Source organism: Actinokineospora baliensis (assembly GCF_016907695.1).
In the GTDB taxonomy this organism is placed as follows: Bacteria; Actinomycetota; Actinomycetes; order Mycobacteriales; family Pseudonocardiaceae; genus Actinokineospora; species Actinokineospora baliensis.
The window spans coordinates 6,564,267-6,586,271 of record NZ_JAFBCK010000001.1 but is presented as its reverse complement, the minus strand read 5'-3'; the positions used below and the strand labels follow the sequence as shown (position 1 = coordinate 6,586,271).

The window sequence follows — 22,005 nt, the reverse complement described above, 5'->3', positions numbered from 1 at the left end:
CCAATATGGGTGACCGATTCCGGCGACACTCATCCCAACCAGGCATAACCCCAGGGTGATACCGGCCACATAGAATGCGCTCAGCCGCAGGTCAGGGCCCGTTTCGACGTCAGGGGCGGTGACTACTGAGGGAATTGGGAACGTTCGACCCTAGACGCGCTCGTGCGCGGTCAGGACCTTTCGGAGCAACCCGTGCGGGTGCCCGTGCCTGCGCCACTCGCGCGGATAGCCCAGCGACACCTCCTGGAAGCGCACCCCGTCGTAGTGCGTGATCCGCGGGATGTGCAGGTGGCCGTAGACCATCACCGCCGTCGGGAAGCGGGTGTGCCAGTCCGCGGTCAGCTCGGTGCCGCACCACTGGGCGAACTCGGGGTAGCGCAGCACCCTGGTCGGTTCGCGCACCAGCGGGTAGTGGTTGACCAGCACGAACGGTGCCGCCGGGTCCGCTGCGGCGGCCAGCCGGGCCTCGGTCTCGGCGACCCGCGCCCGGCACCAGTCGTCGCGGCTGGGGTACGGGTCGGGGTGCAGGTAGTACTCGTCGGTGCACACGACGCCGCTGGCGTGCGCGATCTTGAGCGCCTCGTCCTTGGTCGCGGCGCCCTCCGGCCGGAACGTGTAGTCGTAGCCGAGGAACAGCGGCGCCACCCGCACCGGGCCGTCCGCGCCCTCCCACAGTGGGTACTCGTCCTCCGGGCTGAGCACGCCGATCCGGCGGCACGTGTCCACGAACGCCTGGTACCGCTCCACGCCCCTGGCCTGCACCGCGTCGGCGGGCATCGTCCACAGCTCGTGGTTGCCCGGCGTCCAGACGACCTTCGCGAACCGGCCCGCGAGCAGCTCCAGCGCCCACTCGACGTCGGCGACCTGCTCGGCCACGTCGCCCGCGACGATCAGCCAGTCGTCGGCGGACTCGGGGTGCAGGTCGCGCACGATCTCGCGGTTCTCCGCGTAGGAGATGTGCAGGTCGCTGATCGCCAGGAGGGTGCCCACGCGGTCGATCTTCCCACCATCGCGGCGCCGGGTGGGGGAGACGAGCGTCTCGGGGCTCAGCGCCCGCGCGCCTTGCGGACGGTGATGTGCACCGGGGGCCGCACGCCCTCGCCGAGCCCGGTCTCCACCGAGTCCGCCAACGTGCGCAGCACGTGCCAGCCGAAGGTGTCGGTGGCCGGGGCCGTGCCCGTGTGCGACCGGGTGCTCGCGCCGAAGGACACCCCGTCGGGTTCCCGGGTGAACCGGCAGTCCAGGTCCGCCCCCGGCGTGGCCAGCACGATCAGCTGCGAGCACACCTCGTCCACCGCCAGCCGCAGGTCGGCGATCTCGTCGACGGTGAAGTCCGCCGCCATCGCCACCGCCGCGGCCACCGCGCGCACGATCGGCAGGTTCGCCAGGTCCGCGCGCAGCCGCAGTTCGACATCGGCCGCCGGGGCCCCGCTGGGTTGGCTCACCTGCTGCTCCTCGGGTCGCACGCCGGTCGGACGCGTCCGGTCGGGGCTCGGCTTCCCGCTCGACCTGGGACGGCTCGATCCGGCGGAGCAGAACCTACTAGGCTGGCCGCCGTGGCGGTTGAGCAGCCAGCCGTCCCACTGCCGTGTCCACACCCGGAAGGGCTGCCATGAGTACGTCGGACCTGCTGACCGCCGAGTTCGCCGACCGCGAGGACGCCGTGCTGCTGCACGTCCGCGGCGAGATCGACATGGGCACCGCGCCGGTGCTGCGCGAGCACCTGGAAGCCGCGGTCGCCAAGGGCGAGATCGACACCCCGGTCCTGCTCGACCTGACCAAGGTCGGGTTCCTCGCCTCCGCGGGACTGGCCCTGCTGGTCGAGTACCACACCCGCTGCCGCGACGCGGCACGCCCACTGCGGATCCTCACCGACGGCGGCGCCGTGCTGCGCGCGATCCAGGTCAGCTCGCTGGACAACGTGCTCGAGGTGCACAGGTCGGTCGCCGACGCCCTCGCCGCGGGCTGATCACCCGTTCTCCCCGCCGGGGTGCCGGTAGAGCAACACCGCCACGTCGTCGTCGTGACCGCCGGTGGGCAGCAGTTCCGCCAAGAGCTTGTCGGCGAGGTCGGTGGGGGACTGGTCCCGGTTGACGCGCAGGGCCTGCTCGGCCCGCGCCATCCCGTCGTCCAGTGACTCCCCGCGCCGTTCGACCAGGCCGTCGGTGTAGAGCAGGAGTGTGCTGCCGGGGGTGATGCGGGTGCGGGCCTGGGTGCGCGGCGTCGGGCTCGGCACGGCCAACGGCACCGATGTCCCCTTGTCCAGCGCCGTCGTCGCACCGCTGGGGTCGACGATGAGCGCGGGCGGGTGGCCCGCGCTGCTGTAGATCAGCTCGCCGCGGTCATCGATGACCGCGCAGAACAGGGTCGTGCACACGGCGCCGGGCAGCAGGTCGGCGAAGTCGTCCAACGCGGTGAGCATGTCGGCAGGGCCGATCGCGCGCAGTAGCAAGGCGCGGCAGGCACTGCGCAACTGGCCCATCACCGACGCCGCGGCCAAACCCCGGCCCACGCAGTCGCCCACCACCACGGCGACCCGGTGCTCGTCGAGGGTGACCACGTCGTACCAGTCGCCACCCACCTCGAGCGGGCTGACAGCGGGCTCGTAGCGCACGGCGAACCCGTCCGGCAGGTTCGTCGGGCCCAGCGTGGAGCGCTGCAACGTCTCGGCGACCGTGCGCAGCGTGTCGTACGAGCGGGCCCGGCTCAACGCCACGCCGAGTTGCCCGCACAGCGCGCCGAACAGGTACCGGTCGACCTCCGTCAACGGCCTCGGCTCGGTGAAAGCCAGCCACACGGCGGTCGGTGGTGCCGCGGTGTCCAAAGGTCCCGCGATCCCGGTGGCCGCACCGCGCTCGTCGGTGACCACCTGCACAAGCCTGCTCTGCCGCGCCCGTTCGAGCGCCGAGCGCACGGGCTCCGGCAGCGCCGTCCAGGCCGTTCCGCCCTCGCTGCGCACCTCCGGCGCGCCCGCGCCGAACGGATCTCCCGGCCACTCGACCACCACCGCGGGACCGGCCTGCCACGCGGAGCCCACCATCCTGCTGGCCACGTCGATCACCTGGCCCACCCCGGTCGCGTTGGCGAGCGCGGTGGCCAGCCCGGCCTGTGCCTGGTCCCGTTCCGCGGCGCGCACGTCCTCGGTGACTTCCCGGACCGTGCCGACGTAGATCCGGCCGTCGCCCGCGGGTGCGGGCACCCGGCTCAACGCCAAGGCGATCCAGATCTCGCGGCCGTCGGGGCGGCGCGCGGGCTGCACGTAGCGGCCGCCCTCACCGGACAGCGTCTGCGCGAGCACCCGTTCCCGGTCTCCCCGCTGCCGGGGATCGGTCGGCCACCACGGGTACGGCGGCCGGTAGGGCAGCCCCTCGGCGCCCCAGCCGAGGATGGTCCCGCACGCGGCGTTCATCTCCAGCAGCGTGCCGTCCGCGTCGACGGTGAAGAACCCGTCGTCGAGCGCGTCGACCAGCGCGGCCCGCCACGCCGCCTGCTGGGTGCGCACCCTGGCCAGTTCCAGTGTCGAGCGGACCCTGGCGAGCAGTTCCGGCGAGGAGAACGGTTTGACCAGGTAGTCGTCCGCCCCTGCCGCCAGGCCCTCGATCGCGGCCTCCTCACCGGCGCGGGCGGAGAGCAGGATGACCGGGATCTGCTCGGTCGCCGGGTCTTCGCGCAGCGCGGCGAGCAGTCCGAACCCGTCCATGCCGGGCATCGCGACATCGCTGAGCACCAGATCCGGCCGCTGGTCGCCGATCGCGGCCAGCGCCTCCTCGCCGGAGGCCGCCACGACGACCGACCAGTGCGCGCCGAGCAGCCGGGCGAGGAACCCGCGCAGGTCCGCGTTGTCCTCCACCACCAGCACGGTCGCGCCCGCGGTCCGGCCCGCCGGTACCCGGGTCGCGGTGTCCTGCTCGACCCCGGTGCGCTCGGTCCAGCGGTACGCCTCCTCCAGGTAGTCGTCCACAGTGGACTCCGGAGGTGGCGCGCCGGTGCCGGGGGCACCCGTGCCGTAGGGGAGGGTGACGGTGAAGGTCGTGCCCTCGCCCGGTGTGCTGTCGGCGGTGATGGCACCGTCGTGCAGGGTGACCAGCTGCCGCACCAGCGCCAAGCCGATCCCGGTGCCCTCGTGGCTGCGCCCGCCCGCGCCGCGCACGCGGTGGAACCGGCGGAACACCAGCGGGAGTTGGTCTGCCGGGATGCCCAACCCGGTGTCGGACACCGAGATCTCGACCCGCTCGGGGGTCGCGGTGATCGCCACGGTGATGCGGCCGGACAGGGTGTACTTCACCGCGTTCGACAGCAGGTTCAGCAGGATCCGCTGCCACATCTCCCGGTCGAGGAAGACCTCGCGCGACACCGGCGGGCAGTCCAGCCGCAGTTCCAACCCGGCTCGCTCCACCGCTGGCTCGAAGGACCGGGCGATGGCCTTGGTGAACGCGCTCAGGTCCGTGCCGACCCGCTCCGCCCGCAGCGCGCCGCTCTCGATGCGGGTGAAGTCGAGGATGTTGTCGACCATCCGGCGCAACCGGGCGGCGTTGCGCCGGATCAGCTCCAGCCGGTCGCGCTGCCGGGGCGGCGGTGGGTCGTCCACATCGGCCAAGGCGTCCTCGGCCGGTCCGGAGATCAACGTCAACGGGGTGCGCAACTCGTGGCTGATGTTGGCGAACAACTCCGTGCGCGCCCGGTCCAGCTCCGCCAGCGCCCTGGCCCGCAGCCGCTCCTGCTCCTGGGCCACCGCGCGGGTCAGCACCGCTGAAGTGGTCGCCGCCACCAGGTCCAGGAAATCCCGGTATCCGCCTTCGACCTCCAGCATCGGGTTGACCCGCACCACCATGACCGCGGCGGTGGAACTGGCCCACAACAACGGCAGCGCCAACCGCTCCGGCGCCAGCCAGGCCGCGGTACCGGTCTCGGCGACCTCGCGCAGCACCGGGTCGCCGTCGTCGTGGCCGAACGCCAGGATCGACACCTCGGGCAGGTCCTCGCGGTTGCCCGCCAGCACCCGCGCCGCGACCTCACTGATCCGCTCGACGTCGGTCACCCCGGCCAGTGCCGTGCCCAGCTCGCCCAGCGTCCGCATCCGCCGCTCGCCCAGCACCCGCCCGGTCGTCTCGGTCACCAGGCACAGCACGCCGCCGACGGTCCCGTCCGCGTCGGTGAGCACCGGGTCGTAGGACAGGTCGAAGTAGGTCTGCTCCAGGAAACCCCGCCGCGCGATGGGGAACGGGTGGTCCTTGGCCCAGAACGACTCACCGGTGCGCGTCACCTGCTCCAGCAGCGGGTCGAGCACCTCCCACAGCTCGCCCCAGTTCTCCCGCGCCGGTCGGCCCAGCGCGCGCGGGTGCTTGTCGCCGATCGTCGGGGCGTAGGCGTCGTTGTAGAGCGCGACCCGGTCCGGCCCCCAGAAGGTCACCATCTGCTGGCTCGAGGACAACATGGTGCGCACCACCGCGCGCAGTTGCGGGTCCCACCCGTCCCGCGGCCCCAGCGGCGTGGTGGCCCAGTCCACCGCGGTCATCAGCTCGCGCAGCCCACCCGCCCGCTCGACCACTCCCGCGCCCTTTCTCCGTGTCGGTCCACGACAGTAGCCGCAGACCGGCGGCCGCGCCGACGGCGATTCGGGCGTTGGGCCGGGTGTCCCGCGCACGCGTAGATTGATGACCACCAGACTGACCCACCGGGTCGACCGCGGTGCCCGAGGGCGCCCGCGTGTGGTGACGAACGTGGGAAGGGGCCCGACGGTGGATGGCGTGACGGGCCTGGGGGCGGGCCCCGTGGCCATCGGCGCCGCGCACACCGCCCTGCTCTACCGCGGTGCCGTGGAGTACCTGGCTGGCGTCCTGCCGTTCGTGCGCGACGGTGTCGCCGCTGGTGACGCGGTGGTCGTCGCCGCGCCCGCGGCGAACCTGGCCTTGCTGCGCGACGAGTGCGCCGCCGAGGGTTTCGCCGCCGAGGTCCGGTGGCTGGACATGGCCCAGGTCGGTGGCAACCCCGGCCGGATCGTGCCCGCCGTGCTGCACCCGGTGCTCGACCGCTCCGCCAGGGTGGTCACCGAGGTGGTGTGGCCGCGGCGGTCGTCGGCGCGGTACGCGTCCTGCCTTCGGCACGAGGCGCTGGCCAACCGGCTGCTCGACGGGCGTGAGCTGCGGATGCTGTGCCCGTTCGACGCGGCGGTCCTCGATGACGCGGTGGTCGCGGACGCTTTGGCGACCCACCCCGGCGTGCTCGACCGCGGTGGTTTCCGGACCAGCGCCGACTACGCCCCCGACGCCGCGCTCGCGGGCCTCGGTGAGGTGGTGGTCGAACCGCCGCGCGCGGAGAGCCTGCTGGTCGGCGTCAACGAGTTGGGCAAGGCGAGAGCGCTGGTGTCGACCAAGGCCCGCGCGCACGGGTTGTCCGACCAGCGGGTCGGGGACGCGGCGCTGGTGGTCACCGAACTGGTCACCAACAGCATCGAGCACGGCGGCGGCGAAGCCACCCTCAGCGTGTGGTCCGCCGACGGGGAACTGGTGTTCCAGGTGCGCGACGGCGGCAAGCTCGCCGACCCGCTGGCCGGTCTGCGCCCCGCCCCGGTCGACCAGGCGCACGGTCGGGGGTTGTTGCTGGTGCAGACCCTCGCTGACCTGGTCACCATCCACTCCGCCGGGGAGGGCACGGTCGTGCGGGCGCATTTCACCCGGTCGACGGGCGCTTGATCCCGGGGCGGACCGGGTAAGTCCTCGGCAGGACAGCTCGAACCGCGACCAGGAGGCAGTGGAGATGACCGAGCATCCCCGCGGCGTGGCCCGCAGGCTCGTCGCCGTCACCAGAGGCGGCGAACTCGACCCGAGCACCCGTTCCGGCGCGCTCGACGTGCTCGCGGGCGACGACCACCGCGACCGCCTCGTCGCCGTGCTGCGCGAACTGGTGGTCGCCACCGCCGACATGATGCTGTGCCGGGCCGAGTCGTCCGGCCCCGACAAGGCGTTCGTGCTCGACCTGCGCGACGACAGCGGCGGCGAGGTGGACGTCGACACCCTGGACCCGCCGGTGCGCGCGCTGGTCAGGGCCCTGCTGGCGCGGCTCAACGACAACCAGGACGACCTGGAATCGCAGCTGGCGCTGGCCATGCAGGACGACCCCAGGTTCGACCCGGTCGACGTGCTGGTGCTGGCCCTGCTGTGGACCGTGGGGTCCATCGAGTGGTGCGAGCAGCACGACGCCCCGACCCCCGGGTGGCTGGCGTGAGCGGTGCGGTCACCCTGGCCCAGGAATTGGCCGAGATGACCAGGCTGGTGGCCGGGGACGACATCACCTCGGCCCTGGACCGCTTCACCGCCCGGGCCACGGCCACCGTTCCCGGCTGCGCTCGCGCCACCCTCACCGTCCGCACGCACCGCGGCGACTTCGAGACCGTCGGGACGCACCCGGTGGACCTGCTCCAACCGGGCCCGGTCGTCGAAACCCTCACCCACCACGAACCCCGCCGCCTCGACGACGCCGCCGTCGACCAGCGGTGGCCGACGTTCTCCAGCCAGCTGCTGCTGGCCGACTGGCGCGGCTGCCTGTCGCTGCCGGTGCCGACCGCCGAGCGCGGGCAGGCGGCGCTGAGCCTGTTCTCCCAAGACGCCAACGCCTTCGACGACCTGTCCTACGACCTGGTCATGCTGCTGACCTTGAACGCGGGCGTGGTCTTCGACAACGTCTCGCTCTACGAGGACAGCACGCGCTTGGTCGAGCAACTCCGCACGGCACTGACCACGCGGACGGCGATCGGGCAGGCGCAGGGGTTGCTGATGCACCACTTCGGCTACGGGCCCGAAGCGGCGTTCGACGCGCTGACAGGGGCTTCGCAGGAGACCAACCGGAAGTTGCGGGACGTGGCCGAGGCCCTGGTGGGAGCGCACGGGACGCACCGGTTCGAGGACGCCGTGCGAGTGCTGCGGCTGTCCGCGCCGGATCCGGACCTGGTGTGACGGCTAGGGATTGCGCCGGGGTTTGATGGTCACCGGCGGCAGCGGGGGAGCGGGCAACCTCGCCGGGGTCCCGGTGAAACCCGCCACGCGGCCGAACTGCTCGGACTCGTTCTGCCAGGCTTCGCGGTAGGCGACGATCTCCTCGTGGGTGCGGGCAACGAAGTTCCACCACATGAGGATCGGCTCACCGAACGGCGGACCGCCGAGCAGCAGCACCCGGGACGGTTCGTCACCGAGGTTGGTCAGCTCCAACTCCGTCCGCCCCACCCCGAGGTAGCCGAGGTCCGAGGGGCCGAGCGGGGACCGCGCCACGCAGATGCGCCCGGTGTCGAGCAGAACCCCGTGCTCGAAGCCCGGGTCCACCTCCAGCGTGACCCTGGATCGAGGCGCTACCACCACTTCCGCGCCCAGCAGCGGCGTGAAGGTGACAACCGGGGACTTGCTGCCCGCCAACGACCCGAGGAACACCCGGACCACCGCGTTCTCCAGCTCCACCGGTTCCGGCGCGTAGTGCTCGAACGCGCGCGGGGCGTGGCGGTGCTCGTCGGGCAGCGCCACCCACAGCTGCACGCCGTGCAGGACCTCGGTGGCGGCGGTGGAGACCTCCGAGTGGCAGATCCCGGCGCCGCCGGTCATCAGGTTGACCTCTCCCGGCCGGACGAACTCGTGCGTGCCGAGGCTGTCGCGGTGCTCGATCTCCCCTGAGAACAGCCAGCTCACCGTCTGCAACCCGGTGTGCGGGTGCGGCGCGACGTCCATCCCGCCCGCGTCGGCGACCCGGTCGGGGCCGTAGTGGTCGACGAAGCACCAGGCGCCGATCAGCGACCGGTGCCGCTGCGGGAGCGTGCGCCGGACCCGCATCGCCCGCGGTCCGCCGAGCGGCACCTCGCGCGCGGTCAGCACCTCGAGGTCGGGACCGCCCGGATCCGGCGTGCACGACAGCGTCGCGGGCGCGGTCTCGGTGTTGCTCATCGGCTCAGCGGCCCGCTGGTCATCATGGCGCCAGGGTAGTTGTCCACAGGCACTCCGCACCGAGCCGTGGCGAAATCCGTCGAGCCCGTACTATCGCTGCCGTGTCCGGTGCCCCGCTCGAAACCAGCCCCGTCCCGAGTTCGGCCACGCGCGACGCGGTGACCGAGGTGCTGCGCCGGGTGTTCGGCTACGACTCCTTCCGCGGCGAGCAGGAGGACATCATCACCCGCGTCGCCGACGGCGGCGACGCGCTGGTGCTGATGCCGACCGGTGGCGGCAAGTCGCTGTGCTACCAGATCCCGGCGCTGGTCCGGCCCGGTGTCGGCGTGGTGATCTCACCGCTCATCGCGCTCATGCAGGACCAGGTGGACGCCCTGCGCAACCTGGGCGTGCGGGCCGGGTTCCTCAACTCGACGCAGGACCAGAGCAGCCGCCGCGAGGTGGAGAAGGCCTTCCTCGACGGCGAACTCGACCTGCTGTACCTGGCCCCGGAGCGGCTGCGGCTGGACTCGACGGTGCACCTGCTCGACCGGGGCAAGGTCGCGCTGTTCGCCATCGACGAGGCGCACTGCGTGTCCCAGTGGGGCCACGACTTCCGGCCGGACTACCTCGGGCTCTCCGAGCTGCACGAGCGGTGGCCGGACGTGCCGCGCATCGCGCTGACCGCCACCGCGACCAAGGCGACGCACACCGAGATCGCGCAGCGGCTGAACCTGGGCGACGCCAAGCACTTCGTGGCCAGCTTCGACCGGCCCAACATCCAGTACCGGATCGTGCCCAAGGCCAGCCCCACCAAGCAGTTGCTCGACCTGATCCGCACCGAGCACGCCGGTGAGACCGGCATCGTCTACTGCCTCTCCCGCGCCAGTGTGGAGAAGACCGCGCAGTTCTTGTGCGACAACGGGATCGCCGCGGTGCCCTACCACGCGGGCCTCGACGCGCGCACCCGGTCGACCAACCAGTCCCGGTTCCTGCGCGAGGACGGGCTGATCGTCGTGGCCACCATCGCCTTCGGCATGGGCATCGACAAACCGGACGTGCGCTTCGTCGCCCACCTCGACCTGCCCAAGTCCGTCGAGGGCTACTACCAGGAGACCGGCCGCGCGGGCCGCGACGGGCTGCCCTCGACCGCCTGGCTGGCCTACGGCCTCACCGACGTGATCTCCCAGCGCAAGCTGATCGACAACTCCGAGGGCGACGCCGCGCACCGCCGCAAGCTCAACCTGCACCTCGACGCGATGCTCGCGCTGTGCGAGACGGTCGAGTGCAGGCGGGTGCAGCTGCTCAACTACTTCGGCCAGACCGGCGAACCGTGCAAGAACTGCGACACCTGCCTCGCCCCGCCGGAGTCCTGGGACGGCACCGTCGCCGCGCAGAAGCTGCTGTCGGCGGTGTACCGGTTGGACAAGGAGCGCAACCAGCGCTTCGGCGCCGGTCAGGTGGTCGACATCCTGCTCGGCAAGCAGACCGAGAAGATCACCCAGCACCGGCACGACCAGTTGTCGGTGTACGGCAAGGGGACCGAGCTCGGCGAAGGCGCCTGGCGCGGTGTCGTCCGGCAGTTGCTGGCCCAGGGACTGCTCGACGTCGGCGGCGAGTACGGCACGCTGTCGTTGACCGGCGGCAGCGACGAGGTGCTGTTCCAGGGCCGCAAGGTGATGATGCGGCGCGAGCCGGAGAAGGTCGCCCGCGCCGCCGGTGGCTCCCGCGCGGCCAAGGCGCCCGCGGTGGAGATGTCGGCGGAGGCGGCGCCGGTGTTCGAGGCGTTGCGCGCGTGGCGGGCGGCCTCGGCCAAGGAGCAGGGCGTCCCCGCCTACGTCATCTTCCACGACGCGACGCTGCGCCAGATCGCGGCGGTGCGCCCGCGGCAACTCTCGGACCTGGCGGGCATCAGCGGTATCGGTGAGAGCAAACTCGGCCGGTACGGGCAGCAGATCCTCGACACCGTGGCAGAGCTGCCCTAGCCGGGTCCAGCCCCGCAACCGAGTCGCACCGGGTCCGCTACCGCCGAGCGCGCCGCTCAGGTCCGCGCCGCCGCGGCCGATTACCCGCCGGGAAACAACCAACGGAGGGTCGGCTGATGGCGGCAGGGCGTAGCGGTGGGCTAGGACGGTTCAACAACCTCCCGGTGGCCGCGAAGATCTTCAGTGCGGTGGCGGTGGTCCTGGTGGCCTTCGGCGCCGTCGTGGTGTTGAGCTTGAACGGGTCGGGTCAGCTGACCGACGGCGCGCGCACGGTCTACGACCGCGGTGTGCACGCCACGCAGACCCTGGCCAAGATCCGGGCCGACATCCTCACCGACCGCAACTTCATGCTCAACTACTACATGTCCGACGCCGAGTGGCGCCCGAAGAACAAGGCCTCGATGCAGGAGCTCGACGCGCAGATCGCGGCCTCCTTCAAGACCTACGCGGGCGAGACCGCCGACCCGGCCACCCTCACCGCCCTGCAGAACACCTGGAAGTCGTACCTGGACGTCCGCGACAAGGAGATCCTCCCCGCCGCCGACACCAACAACCTCGACGCCTTCTGGGACGGCTACAACAAGGCCGACGAGCTGACCACCACCCTCGACAAGCAGTTCGAGACCCTCACCACCGCGCAGGCGACCGCCGCCGCCAACGCCGCCACCGACGTCGCCGACACCGGTAGCCGCACCAACGCGCTCATCCTCGGCGGCGCGGGCCTCGGCCTCCTGCTCGGGCTGCTGCTGGCCTGGCGGGTCGCCGCCGCCGTCACCCGCCCGCTGCGCCGGGTCACCTCGGTGCTGGAGGCCGTCGCCGACGGCGACCTCACCCGCCGCGCCGACGTGTCCAGCACCGACGAGGTCGGCCAGATGGCCTCCGCGCTCAACCGGGCGACCGACAGCATGCTCGACACCGTGCGCACCATCAACTCCAACGCCGCCGCGCTGACCGGGTCCTCGCGCGACATGGCCGCCGCCAGCGACATCCTCGCCCACGGTGCCGCGCAGACCGCCGACCGCGCCGGTGCGGTCCGCCAGGCCGCCCAGGACGTGTCGCTGCACGTGCAGACCCTGGCCACCGCCTCGGAGGAGATGGGCGCCTCGATCCGCGAGATCGCCTCCAACGCCTCCGACGCGGCCCGGGTCGCCTCGGACGCGGTCGCCTCGGCGCAGGAGACCACCGAGATCGTCGGCAAGCTGGGCGAGTCGTCCACCGAGATCGGCAACATCGTCAAGGTGATCACCTCGATCGCCGAGCAGACCAACCTGCTGGCGCTCAACGCCACCATCGAGGCCGCCCGCGCCGGTGACGCGGGCAAGGGCTTCGCCGTGGTCGCCAGCGAGGTCAAGGACCTCGCGCAGGAGACGGCCAAGGCCACCGAGAACATCGCGACCCGGGTGCAGACCATCCAGGGCGAGACGTCCTCGGCGGTCGGGGCGATCGAGCGGATCTCGCAGATCATCCACCGCATCAGCGACTACCAGAACACCATCGCCTCGGCGGTGGAGGAGCAGACCGCGACCACCAGCGAGATGAGCCGCAGCGTCTCCGAGGCCGCCGCGGGCGCCGACGCCATCGCCAGGACCGTCACCGACGTCGCCGACGCCGCGTCCTCGACCAGCGACACGGTCGGCGCGTCCCGCGAGACCGCCGACTCCCTGGCCACCATGGCGGGCGAGCTCAACAGCGCGGTGACCCGCTTCCGCGTCTAAGAGTCTGTAGAAACGCCACGAGGGCGCCATCTGTGGATGGCGCCCTCGTGGCGTTGCAGTCTCAGCGATTCGGTGGTGCCTGCCCGTACGGCGGGATCTGGCCGTAGGGGTGGTAGCCCTGCTGCGGGGGCATGGGCATCTGGCCGGTGCCCGTCATCGGTCCGCCGTAGGGGCCTGCGGGCGGTGGCATCGGCGGGAACTGGCGCGGGTCCATGTTCTCCCATGCCTGGGCCGGGGCACCGGCGTGTGCGGGCTCCTTGGTGACCGGGTGGGCCTCCATGTGCTCGCGCATCTTCGGGATCTCGTGCTCGGCCCGGTCCAGCCAGCCCTCCCAGCGCCGCTGCATCGGCCGGACCAGTCCACCGCCGACGCCGACGATCGCGATGCCGCCCGCTGTCGCCAGCACCGTGATCAGCACCGGCATGGTGACCGTGGTCGCCACCCCGATCTGGTTCAGCGCGGCGATGATCCCCAGCGCGACGATGAAGACCGAGGCGATGTTGGCCAGGGTGCGGCCGTAGGACAGCCCGCCGAGCACCGCGGTGATGAAGTCCCGCGCACCGCGCGCGATCGCCGCCGCGACCACCACGATGAGCATCGCCACCGCGGCCTTGGGCAGCCACGCCACGATGTCGCTCAGCAGCGCCGAGACCGGGTTGGCCCCCCACACCGCGAACGCGATCTGCAGCGTCACCAGCAGGATCGCGTAGTACACCAGCTTGGCGATGATGTCGGAGGCCTCGAACCGGGACCGGGCTAGCACCTGGCGGATGCCCCCGCGCTCCACGACCCGCTCGAACCCGACCCGCCCCAACACCCGCGCCACGGCTTTGGCGACGACCCGCGCCACCACGTAGCCGATCGCGAGGACGAGCACGAACCCGACCAGCCTCGGCACAAAGGTGATCACCATCCGCCATGCGTCGGAGAACCCCGCCCCGACGTCGACGGCGGCCACATCGGACACGGCCATCGGCTACTCCTCGCACTCGGTGGGCAACTCAGGTCACCGATGATGACCCGCCCACCCCGCTCACGCCCGCCACCCCACACGACCGGGTGACCCGTGTGGACGCGGGGAGTCTCAGTGGTGGATCGCCCGGTGCAGTCCGCGCATACCCGACCGGTACACCGGCCCGTACCAGGACTGGCTCGCCAGGGCCGCGCGCGCCGCGTTCGCCCCGGCCGCGCCGTGCACCCCGCCGCCGGGGTGGGCCGACGCACTGGCCAGGAACAGGCGCTCGACGACGGTGTCCGCGCGGGCGAGACCCGGGGTGGGCCGGAACACCAGCTGCTGGTGGATCCCCGCGGTGCCGGAGTTGGTGGCGCCGTCGACGACGCTGGGGTTGGTGCGCTGGAGGTCGGCGGGGCCGGAGACGACCCGGCCCAGGACGAGGTCCTGGAAGCCCGGGGCGTGCTTGGCGACGATCGCCTCCACGCCGTCGGCCCACGACTCGAGGCGTTCGCGGGGCCAATCGCCGCCGCGGGGGACGTGGCTGTAGAGCCAGGCCGACTCGGTCCCGGTGGGGGAGCGGGTGGCGTCCGCGGTCGTCATCTGGCCCAGGAGCAAGAACGGGTGCTCGGGCACTCGACCCCGTCCCAGGTCGGCGTCGACCTGGACCAAGCCGTCCGCGTCGACTCCCAAGTGGACGGTCCCGGCCGCGGCGGCCTCGGCGGAGCGCCAAGGGATGGGGCTCGACAGCGCCCAGTCCACCTTGATGGTGGCGTCGTCCCAGTCGAACTTGGCGATGTCGGAACGGAGGCTCGGGGGGAGCAGGCCCGGGTCGAGGAGCTCCCGGTACAAGGCGGGTGCGGGTACATCGGCCAAGACGGCCTTGTGCGCGCGGATGTGATCCCCACCCGCGACAACGCCGACGGCCTTTCCCTTGACCACCAACACCTGTGTCACGCGCCGCGAGCACTCCACCCTTCCGCCGAGCGACTCCAGGCGTCGTACGAGCGCGGCGGTGAGCGAACCGGCTCCACCTTCCGGCACCGGGAAACCGACGTCTTGACCGAGCATCGCCAGCAGCCACCCGAAGACCGCGCTCCCGGCCTGGTTGGGGCCGAGGTCGGTGTGCATCGCGTTGCCCGCCAACAAGACCCGTGCGCCCTCACCCGCGAAGAGCTCTTCGCCATACCTGCGGACGGGCATAGTCGCGACCCGCGCGGCTCGTAGCGCTTCACCGACTCCGAGGGTCGTCAACAGCCCCAGTCCGGCTCGCACCGGGGGGAAGGGGGTGAGCAGTGCCCCCAAGAGGTCATCTCGCACATCTTGATACCGGGAGTACTCGGCCCGCCACGCAGCAGCATCGCCAGCGGCGAAGGAACCCACTGACTCCGCAGTGCGGTCAACGTCACGCGACAGCAATACGGCACGGTCATCCGGCAGTACATGAGCAAGCACTCCGGGTGCATGTCGCCAGCGCAACCCAAAAGAACCCAGGTTCAACTTCGCCAGCACGGGAGAGGCAGCCGCTAGGGGGTGGAAAGCGCTGTAGAGGTCGTGTTTGAACCCAGGAACCACCAGCTCGGCTGTCCGCACGGCCCCACCCGGTTGCGCGGCGGCCTCCAGAACCACCACCGACCAACCCGCGTCGGCCAGGATGTTCGCCGCGACCAAACCGTTCGGACCACTACCGATCACGACAGCGTCGGTCATCGTCCCAACCTACGCCGGTGGGCTCGCCCGCCACTCTTCCTGCCACCCGTGGTGAGCGTCATAGGCGCTGGCCAAGAGGCGCAGTGTGTCCGAATCGGCCACAACGATCTCCGCGCGTAGAAGAGGCGCCTTCTCGGCGAATGGCACCAGCTCACCTGTGTCCACGGGCCCAGCGGCCAGCAGCAGGCCGCGGCCGTCGTCGGTGCGCAGCACGCGCAGCCTGCCCAGCCGCTCGGCCTCGTCGAGCTGGGTGACCCGCCCCGAAGCCGCCCGGTGCTCGTCTTCGGTGAGGCGTTCGAGCAAGAAGGCGCGCAGCCCGTCGAGGTCCATGCGGGGTGACTACCCGGTACCGGGATCCGTCACACGTTCGGGTTAGGCTGCTCCCCGTATCCGAGTCGGGGTTGAGCACACAGCCCGCTCGTGGCCCCGGCGGGTCCGGACAAGCACGCAGCTCCTCCGAGACCGGCGCGGCCCGAACGTGAAGAAGCTCTACCGACCGGCGCTAAGCTCCGCCGGTCGGGTCGACTAGGAGGCAGGATGACGATCGAGACGGGCCGTCCGGACAACCTCGCCGAGCTGTTGCGAGCTGGTGCACCCGCGCTGTCGGCCCGGTGGGTCGAGCTGGTGGCCGCGCCGCTGCGGGGCCGGTTGAGCACCGCGGAACTCGAGCGGGAACTGAGCGAGTTGTTCACCGCCGTGCTCGCCGGAGTGGAGAGCGGCAGCCGCGACGCGCAGGCCGCCCCTTACGCCGAGACCAGGGCACTGCTGTCGGACATGTCCCGCCGCCGCGCCAGGGCCGGGTTCACCCCCAGCGAGACCGCCATCGGCGTCTTCGCGCTCAAGCAGGCCCTGTTCGAGTTGATCGACCGCCAGGAGATCGACGGCGGACTGCGCGACGTCGTCGCGTTCTCGCTGCTGCTCGACGACCTGGGGCTGTGGACCTTCGAGACCTACGCCAAGGCCCGCGAAGAGGTCATCGACGAGCAGGCCGAGCAGCTGCTCGAGCTGACCACCCCGGTCGTCAAGCTGTGGGACGGGGTGCTCGCGGTGCCGCTGGTGGGCACCCTGGACTCCGCGCGCACCCAGGTCGTGATGGAGAAGCTGCTCGAGTCGCTGGTCAGCACCGGCGCCGCGCACGCCATCATCGACATCACCGGTGTCCTCGCCGTCGACACCCAGGTCGCCCAGCACCTGCTCAAGACCGTGATGGCCGCGCGGCTGATGGGCGCGGAGTGCACCATCTCCGGCATCCGCCCGCACATCGCGCAGACCATCGTCGGCCTGGGCATCGAGTTCGGCGACATCACCACCAAGGCCTCGCTGGCCGACGCGCTGCGGCACGCGCTGCGCCGCTCCGGCGTGGACGTGGTCGCCGCGCAGCGGAGCCGGTGAGCGCGGTGGAGCGCATCCCCATCCTCAAGATCGGCGACGTCCTGCTCGCCTCCATCCAGGTCGACCTGCAGGACCGCGACGTGCTCGCGCTGCAGGAGGACCTGGCCGAGAAGATCACCGCGACCGGTGCGCACGGCGTCATCCTCGACATCTCCGCCGTGGACATCGTCGACTCGTTCATCGGCCGGATGTTCGCCACCATCGCCTCGACCTCGCGGCTGTTCGACGCGCACACCGTGGTCGTGGGCATGCGGCCCGCGGTGGCCATCACCCTGGTGGAGCTGGGCCTCACCCTCGGTGAGGTGCGCACCGCCCTCGACCTGGAGAAGGGCCTGGCGATCCTCGCCGAACTGGGCGAGCGGGCGCCGAGGTGACCGCGGCGCGCGAGGACATCCCGATCGCCGCCGACGAGGACGTGGTCCGGGTGCGCCAGGTCGTGCGGTCCTTCGCGCAGCGGGCCAGGTTGTCGCTGGTGGACCAGACCAAGCTGGTCACCGCGACCAGCGAGCTGGCCCGCAACACGCTGACCTACGGCGGTGGCGGGTCGGCGGTGGTGGAGCTGCTCGGCGAGGGCAGGCGCCAGGGCGTGCGGGCCAGCTTCCAGGACGAGGGCCCCGGCATCCCCGACCTGACCCTCGCGCTGACCGACGGCTGGACCAGCGGCCGGGGCATGGGGCTCGGGCTGAGCGGGGCGCGCAGGCTCGTCGACGAGTTCGAGCTCGACAGCGAGGTGGGTCGCGGCACGACGGTGACCGTGGTCAAGTGGTCGCGGTGACCGGGGCGGATCCGCTGCCCACCGCCGAGGACGTCGCCTGGCTGCCGGTCGAGGACACCAGCGCGGTCGGGTCGGCGCGGCGCGCGGTGACCGGCCTGGCCGAGCGGCTCGCGTTCCCGCCGGACAGGGCCGCCGAGGTGGCGCTGGTGGTGACCGAGCTGGCGACCAACCTGGCCAAGCACGCCGACCAGGGTGTGCTGCTGCTGAGGGCGCTGCGCACCGGCGACACCGCCCAGGTCGAGGTCGCCGCGGTCGACCGGGGGCCGGGCATGGTCGACCCCGAGCTGGCCTTCCGCGACGGGCACTCCACCACGGGCACGCTGGGGATCGGGCTCGGCGCGGTCACCCGCCTGTCGGACCACTGCGCGGTCCGCTCGTCGGTCGGTCGGGGAACCATCCTCACCGCCCGCTTCGACCCGCGACCACGGCGTGACCGCCCCGCCCCGGTCGAGGAGATCGCGACCGGGGTGACCCGGCCGATCGACGGTGAGGAGATCTGCGGCGACGCCTACGCCATCCGCGAGCACGGCGACAAGCTGCACCTGATGCTGTGCGACGGTTCCGGCCACGGCCCGCTGGCGGCCTCGGCGTCGCAGGCGGCCGTGCGAACGTTCCTCGACGGTGACCTGACGACCCCGGAGGACATGGTTCGCCGGTTGCACGTCGGGATGAACGGCACCAGGGGTGGCGCGGTCGCCGTCGCCGAGCTGGACCCGGCGGCGGCTCTCGTGCGGTTCGCGGGGGTGGGCAACATCGTGGGCACCGTTGTGGCCGAACGCAAGCGCGGGATGGTGTCCCTGCCCGGCATCGCGGGATACCAGGCCCGTTCCATCCGCCGGTTCGACTACGAGCTGCCCGAGGACGCTGTCGTCGTGCTGCACTCGGACGGGCTCAACGAGCGCTGGACGGCGGACCCGCTCGACCGTTGGCGCGCGTCGCCGTTGGTGATGGCCCTGGACCTCTTGCGCGAGGCGGGGGTGCGTCGCGATGACGCGAGTGTGGTGGTGGCCAGGGCGGGTGGCCGGTGAACGCCGAACTGCTGGCCCTAACGCTTTCCGGTGAGCAAGGCGTGTTCTTGCTGCGGCAGCGCGGACGCGAGGTCGCACGCGCTATAGGCATGGAAGCGCAAGACCAGATCCGCGTGGCCACGGCCCTGAGTGACCTCGGGCGGTTGCTGCTCATCGGGCGTGCCCCGCTCACCGTCACGTTCGAACTCGACGAAGGACCGCCGCTCTCGCTCGCGGTGCGGCTGCGAACCGCACTGTCCACCGCGCCGGTTTCCGAGCCCGGGTGGTCGACCGCGCAGCGGTTGCTCGACGAGGTGCGGGTCGAGGAACATCGGGGCGGCGTCGCTGTTCTTGTGCGTAAGGCGTTGTCGGCCAGCACTGCGTTCCCGGACAAGGCGTCCGCTGCTCGGCTGCGGGAAGAACTGGGCAGCCTCCAACCGGGCAACGCTGCCGATGAACTCCGAGCCCAGAACGAGGAACTGCTCCTTACGCTCGACAGCTTGGAACGCAAGCAAGAAGAACTGCTGCGCTTGAACGCTGAGCTCGAGGAGACCAACCGCGGCGTGCTGGCCCTCTATGGCGAGTTGACCGAGGAGTTGGACGAGACCAACCGCGGTGTTGTGGCCCTCTATGCGGAACTGGACCAGAAGAGCATCGAGCTCAAGAGGGCCAGCGAAGCCAAGAACCGGTTCTGGTCCAACGTCAGCCATGAAGTGCGCACCCCGGTCAACTCGATCGTCGGACTGGCCCGGCTACTCCTCGGTCCTGGCGCCGATCCCCTCACCGACGACCAGCGCAGGCAGTTGGAGCTGATCAGCACCTCTGGCGGCGGCTTGGTCACCCTGGTCAACGACCTGCTGGACGTGGCGAAAGCCGAGTCGGGCCGGTTGGAGCCGCGCATCGGCGACGTCGACCTCAGGCTGCTGTTCGCCCAACTCCGCGACGGGTTCCTCGCGGCCACCCGGGCGGGGGAGGTGGCGTTGGTGGTCGACGAGCCGCCCGCCGCGCCGCCACTGCGCACCGACGACATGCTGCTCATGCACGTCCTGCGCAACCTCGTCTCCAACGGGCTCAAGTTCACCGAGCGCGGGGAGGTCAGGGTCACCACCGCCGTCGACGACGACACGTGGACCTTCACCGTCGCCGACACCGGCATCGGCATCCCCGCCGACCACCTGGACAAGGTCTTCGAAGAGTTCCACCAGGTGCCCAACCCGCTGCAGGCCCGCGCGGTCGGCACCGGGCTCGGCCTGCCGTACGCGCGCGGCGTGGCCGAGGTGCTCGGCGGGTCACTCGATCTGCGGAGCACGCCTGGTCAGGGCACGCTTGTCACCGTGCGACTCCCTGTGGACGCGGTCGAGGCCCCCGCCCGACCCCGGTCGGTGCTCCTGGTCACCGCCGACGACACGCTGCGCGCCCGGCTGAGCACCGCGATGGACCCGCTGGTCGGTTCCGTGCGGCAGACCGCCGACGGGGCGGGCGCGGTCCTGATGGCGACCGCCGAGCCGCCGGACCTGCTGGTGCTCGACCTGGCCGCCCCGCACGCCGAGGACTGCCTCGCCGGGCTGCGCCGGGAACCGAAGCTGGCCGCCACCCCCGTGCTGGCCCTGGAGTCGGCCGAGTACCGGGACCAGAGCGGCCTCGTGGTGCTGCGCACGTCCCAGCTGAGCACCGAGTCGGTGCGCGACGGCATCCGTAGGGCCATGGCCGCGGACCACGAGCGGTGACCGGGGCGGGCTACGACCAGGACGCACCGGCCCGCATCCTCGTCGTCGACGACACCGAGGCCAGCCGCTACATCACCGGTGGCTGGCTGCGCCGCAACGGCCACGAGGTCATCGAGGCCGACACCGGGGCTGGCGCGTTGGCCTCGGTCCGGTCCACCCCGGTCGACCTGGTGATCCTGGACGTGAACCTGCCGGACATGAGCGGGTTCGAGGTGTGCGAGGCGATCAAGAGCGACCCGGCGACCGCGGCGCTGCCGGTGGTGCACGTCTCGGCGAGCATGATCGAGGCGAGCGACCGGGCCGCGGGCCTGACCAGGGGCGCGGATGCGTACCTGAGCGAGCCGGTCGACCCGGGGGAGTTGCTGGCCACGGTGAAGGCGGCGCTGCGCTACTACCGGGCCAGGGCCGCGGCGGAGCGGTTGGCCGCCCGGCTGAGCAGGCTCACCGCGGTGAACCTGGGGATCAACGCCGCGCGCACCTTCCCCGCTCTCGTCACCGCCGCCGCACAGGGAGCCGCCGCCGTCCTCGACTGCGCGGCGACAGTCCTGGTGCGACTGCGCGACGGCGGGGAGATGTGGGGCAGCACCGAGGGCACGGCCGAGCCGGTGGTGCTGTCGACCACGCACCCGCTGCGGGACTTGGCCGATGAGGCCCTCCCGGAGGACACGACGTCCGCGCTGCGCACGCTGCCCGATGGCCGTACCTGTGTCGTCTTGGCGCGCATCCGCTCTGACCACCCCGTCACCTGCGTGGCGTTGCCCGCGTCGGCCGTTGTCGCGCAGGAGGACCGCGATCTCCTGGTCCAGATCGGACTCACGACCGCGGTCGCCGCTGAAGGGCTGCGGGCGTTCACGGACGAACACGACATCGCTCTGGCCCTGCAGCGAAGCCTGTTGCCGAGCCGGCTACCCCATCGCAGTGGGATACGCATGGCCGCGCGCTACGTCCCCGCCTCTACGGTCGCTCAAGTCGGTGGCGACTTCTATGAAGTGACGGAGTTGGGCGACCAGATTCTGGTGGCCATTGGCGATGTGACCGGTCATTCGATCGAAGCCGCCACCATCATGGGCGAGGTGCGGCACGCCCTGCGCGCGTACGCCATAGAGGGCCACCCGCCTGCTCTTATCGTTGATCGGCTCAACGCCATGCTCCGCCGGTTCCACCCGGAGGGGCTGACCACGTTGTGCGTGATGCTGCTGGATCCTCTGGCGGGTAAAGCCTCTATCGCGAACGCGGGTCACATCCCGCCGCTGGTCATCGACGCCGACGGTGCCCGCTACCTCCGTCTGCCGGGGGCACTGCTCGGCGTCCGGACGCCGCGGCCGCCCGCGACCGAGATCGATTTCCCAGCCGGGACGACGATCGTGCTGATGACCGACGGTCTGATCGAGCGCCGCACCGCCGCCCTGGACGCCGACATGGAGCACCTGCGCGCCTCGATGCGGGCGGACGAGGACCCGGAGTCCACCTGCGAGCGGCTGCTGGGCACCTACGGGCGGAACAAGGACGACGACATCGCCCTGCTGGTCCTGCGCCGCGACTGAACCGGGGCGGGCGCGGCGGGTCGGGCTGCTGCGAGTGGCCCCGATCCGGTTGGGCTGTTCGGGGCAGGCGCCGGGCTCGGTGTGATCACGATTTGTCCAACGGTCGTCGACCGCCAGGCGTGCCCCCGGCACCGGTTGTGGTGCTTTTGTTGGCCGGGCCCGGAAATCCGGCCGTTGGGCCGTCCGGGTGGGTGATGTCGGCTACCCGGCGCTGATCTTGCGGTGTTTGGTTGCCGTTGGGCATGATCCGATGCGATACAGCAGCCGCGCCCACGCAGGGGAAGTCCGGTCGAAC

General features: G+C 71.6%; 19 protein-coding genes. 12 read left to right on the top strand and 7 right to left on the bottom strand.

From position 1 onward, the window contains the following. Positions 1 to 150: 150 nt before the first annotated feature. Positions 151 to 999 carry a metallophosphoesterase family protein gene (locus JOD54_RS29105; RefSeq protein ID WP_204456778.1) on the bottom strand — a complete coding sequence of 283 codons (849 nt, stop codon included), beginning with the start codon at positions 997 to 999 and terminating at the stop codon, positions 151 to 153. A gap of 47 nt (positions 1,000 to 1,046) precedes the next feature. Then, the gene (locus JOD54_RS29100; RefSeq protein WP_204455151.1) at positions 1,047 to 1,445 is read right to left on the bottom strand and encodes an ATP-binding protein; all 399 of its coding nucleotides are present in this window, start codon (positions 1,443 to 1,445) and stop codon (positions 1,047 to 1,049) included. A 167-nt stretch (positions 1,446 to 1,612) separates the two neighbouring features. Here JOD54_RS29100 and JOD54_RS29095 point away from each other — a divergent pair, with 167 nt between their 5' ends. Beyond that, positions 1,613 to 1,969 (top strand): STAS domain-containing protein, encoded by a 357-nt coding sequence (locus tag JOD54_RS29095; protein ID WP_204455150.1) that lies wholly within the window; start codon positions 1,613 to 1,615, stop codon positions 1,967 to 1,969. Here JOD54_RS29095 and JOD54_RS29090 read toward each other — a convergent pair whose 3' ends face one another. Beyond that, entirely contained in the window at positions 1,970 to 5,548 is a 3,579-nt protein-coding gene (locus tag JOD54_RS29090; RefSeq protein WP_204455149.1) for a SpoIIE family protein phosphatase, read from the bottom strand. A 199-nt stretch (positions 5,549 to 5,747) separates the two neighbouring features. Between JOD54_RS29090 and JOD54_RS29085 the strand changes: the two genes are divergently transcribed. The 3 genes from JOD54_RS29085 to JOD54_RS29075 all read left to right on the top strand — a co-directional run bounded on the left by JOD54_RS29085 (position 5,748) and on the right by JOD54_RS29075 (position 7,952). Then, the gene (locus tag JOD54_RS29085; RefSeq protein WP_307860372.1) at positions 5,748 to 6,692 is read left to right on the top strand and encodes an anti-sigma factor RsbA family regulatory protein; all 945 of its coding nucleotides are present in this window, start codon (positions 5,748 to 5,750) and stop codon (positions 6,690 to 6,692) included. Positions 6,693 to 6,756: 64 nt separating this feature from the next. After that, positions 6,757 to 7,224 carry a hypothetical protein gene (locus JOD54_RS29080; RefSeq protein ID WP_204455147.1) on the top strand — a complete coding sequence of 156 codons (468 nt, stop codon included), beginning with the start codon at positions 6,757 to 6,759 and terminating at the stop codon, positions 7,222 to 7,224. Further along, on the top strand, positions 7,221 to 7,952 hold the full coding sequence (locus JOD54_RS29075; RefSeq protein WP_204455146.1) for an ANTAR domain-containing protein: 732 nt from the start codon (positions 7,221 to 7,223) through the stop codon (positions 7,950 to 7,952). Before JOD54_RS29080 ends, JOD54_RS29075 begins: the two co-directional genes overlap by 4 nt. Before the next feature lie 3 nt (positions 7,953 to 7,955). Here JOD54_RS29075 and JOD54_RS29070 read toward each other — a convergent pair whose 3' ends face one another. Continuing rightward, the gene (locus JOD54_RS29070; RefSeq protein ID WP_204455145.1) at positions 7,956 to 8,924 is read right to left on the bottom strand and encodes a pirin family protein; all 969 of its coding nucleotides are present in this window, start codon (positions 8,922 to 8,924) and stop codon (positions 7,956 to 7,958) included. A gap of 158 nt (positions 8,925 to 9,082) precedes the next feature. Here JOD54_RS29070 and recQ point away from each other — a divergent pair, with 158 nt between their 5' ends. After that, positions 9,083 to 10,888 (top strand): DNA helicase RecQ, encoded by a 1,806-nt coding sequence (recQ, locus tag JOD54_RS29065; RefSeq protein WP_372440418.1) that lies wholly within the window; start codon positions 9,083 to 9,085, stop codon positions 10,886 to 10,888. A gap of 116 nt (positions 10,889 to 11,004) precedes the next feature. Beyond that, on the top strand, positions 11,005 to 12,603 hold the full coding sequence (locus JOD54_RS29060) for a methyl-accepting chemotaxis protein (protein WP_204455143.1): 1,599 nt from the start codon (positions 11,005 to 11,007) through the stop codon (positions 12,601 to 12,603). A gap of 61 nt (positions 12,604 to 12,664) precedes the next feature. Here JOD54_RS29060 and JOD54_RS29055 read toward each other — a convergent pair whose 3' ends face one another. From JOD54_RS29055 to JOD54_RS29045, 3 genes are all read right to left on the bottom strand, one after another. Next, complete coding sequence (locus tag JOD54_RS29055) at positions 12,665 to 13,576, bottom strand: mechanosensitive ion channel family protein (protein ID WP_204455142.1); 912 nt, start codon at positions 13,574 to 13,576, stop codon at positions 12,665 to 12,667. A 111-nt stretch (positions 13,577 to 13,687) separates the two neighbouring features. Next, positions 13,688 to 15,265, bottom strand: a complete 1,578-nt coding sequence (locus JOD54_RS29050; RefSeq protein ID WP_204455141.1) for a phytoene desaturase family protein — start codon at positions 15,263 to 15,265, stop codon at positions 13,688 to 13,690. A 9-nt stretch (positions 15,266 to 15,274) separates the two neighbouring features. Further along, positions 15,275 to 15,595 (bottom strand): DUF6221 family protein, encoded by a 321-nt coding sequence (locus tag JOD54_RS29045; protein WP_204455140.1) that lies wholly within the window; start codon positions 15,593 to 15,595, stop codon positions 15,275 to 15,277. 207 nt (positions 15,596 to 15,802) lie between these two features. On the opposite strand from JOD54_RS29045, the gene JOD54_RS29040 reads away from it, so the two are divergent. From JOD54_RS29040 to JOD54_RS35835, 6 genes are read left to right on the top strand one after another with little or no spacing between them, the layout of a single operon-like run. Further along, positions 15,803 to 16,657, top strand: coding sequence for an STAS domain-containing protein (locus tag JOD54_RS29040; RefSeq protein ID WP_204455139.1), 855 nt, complete (start codon positions 15,803 to 15,805; stop codon positions 16,655 to 16,657). Beyond that, positions 16,654 to 17,031, top strand: coding sequence for an STAS domain-containing protein (locus JOD54_RS29035; RefSeq protein WP_204455138.1), 378 nt, complete (start codon positions 16,654 to 16,656; stop codon positions 17,029 to 17,031). The genes JOD54_RS29040 and JOD54_RS29035 overlap by 4 nt, the downstream gene beginning before the upstream one ends. Further along, the gene (locus JOD54_RS29030; RefSeq protein WP_204455137.1) at positions 17,028 to 17,432 is read left to right on the top strand and encodes an anti-sigma regulatory factor; all 405 of its coding nucleotides are present in this window, start codon (positions 17,028 to 17,030) and stop codon (positions 17,430 to 17,432) included. The genes JOD54_RS29035 and JOD54_RS29030 overlap by 4 nt, the downstream gene beginning before the upstream one ends. After that, complete coding sequence (locus JOD54_RS29025; RefSeq protein ID WP_204455136.1) at positions 17,420 to 18,460, top strand: ATP-binding SpoIIE family protein phosphatase; 1,041 nt, start codon at positions 17,420 to 17,422, stop codon at positions 18,458 to 18,460. The genes JOD54_RS29030 and JOD54_RS29025 overlap by 13 nt, the downstream gene beginning before the upstream one ends. Then, positions 18,457 to 20,166, top strand: coding sequence for an ATP-binding protein (locus tag JOD54_RS29020; RefSeq protein ID WP_204455135.1), 1,710 nt, complete (start codon positions 18,457 to 18,459; stop codon positions 20,164 to 20,166). The genes JOD54_RS29025 and JOD54_RS29020 overlap by 4 nt, the downstream gene beginning before the upstream one ends. After that, entirely contained in the window at positions 20,163 to 21,710 is a 1,548-nt protein-coding gene (locus tag JOD54_RS35835; protein WP_204455134.1) for a fused response regulator/phosphatase, read from the top strand. Before JOD54_RS29020 ends, JOD54_RS35835 begins: the two co-directional genes overlap by 4 nt. Positions 21,711 to 22,005 lie beyond the last annotated feature (295 nt).

Bases quoted from the DNA above. Each gene is read 5' to 3' on its own strand.
- JOD54_RS29050 (WP_204455141.1), bottom strand. From the start codon at position 15,265: ATGACCGACGCTGTCGTGATCGGTAGTGGTCCGAACGGTTTGGTCGCG.
- JOD54_RS29060 (WP_204455143.1), top strand. From the start codon at position 11,005: ATGGCGGCAGGGCGTAGCGGTGGGCTAGGACGGTTCAACAACCTCCCG.
- JOD54_RS29095 (WP_204455150.1), top strand. From the start codon at position 1,613: ATGAGTACGTCGGACCTGCTGACCGCCGAGTTCGCCGACCGCGAGGAC.
- JOD54_RS29045 (WP_204455140.1), bottom strand. From the start codon at position 15,595: ATGGACCTCGACGGGCTGCGCGCCTTCTTGCTCGAACGCCTCACCGAA.
- JOD54_RS29080 (WP_204455147.1), top strand. From the start codon at position 6,757: ATGACCGAGCATCCCCGCGGCGTGGCCCGCAGGCTCGTCGCCGTCACC.
- JOD54_RS29070 (WP_204455145.1), bottom strand. From the start codon at position 8,924: ATGAGCAACACCGAGACCGCGCCCGCGACGCTGTCGTGCACGCCGGAT.
- JOD54_RS29055 (WP_204455142.1), bottom strand. From the start codon at position 13,576: ATGGCCGTGTCCGATGTGGCCGCCGTCGACGTCGGGGCGGGGTTCTCC.
- JOD54_RS29040 (WP_204455139.1), top strand. From the start codon at position 15,803: ATGACGATCGAGACGGGCCGTCCGGACAACCTCGCCGAGCTGTTGCGA.